Source organism: Ensifer sp. ENS10, assembly GCF_014852025.1.
Classification (GTDB): Bacteria; Pseudomonadota; Alphaproteobacteria; order Rhizobiales; family Rhizobiaceae; genus Ensifer.
Map to the genome: position 1 here is coordinate 1 of NZ_JACVAS010000075.1, position 255 is coordinate 255.

The 255-nt window shown below is 67.5% G+C and carries 1 protein-coding gene; it reads left to right on the plus strand.

Annotated features, from left to right (window positions below; genetic code table 11):
• A partial coding sequence (locus IB265_RS37985; RefSeq protein ID WP_192496242.1) for an amidohydrolase family protein occupies positions 1 to 255 on the plus strand: 255 nt, incomplete at both ends.

Sequence of the window (255 nt, forward strand, 5' to 3'; positions counted from 1 at the left end):
GCATCGCCACCCAGCACCGCATGGCGTATCAGGGCGAATATTTCGTCGAGCGCTACGGCCACGGGGTGGCGGAAGCGACGCCGCCGATCAGGCGCATGCTGGAGAAGGGCGTCAACGTTTCCGCCGGTACCGATGCCACCCGCGTCGCCTCCTACAATCCCTGGGTCTCGCTGTCGTGGATGGTGACCGGCAAGACCATCGGCGGCCTGCAGCTCTATCCGCGCGCCAACTGCCTCGACCGCGAGACGGCGCTGC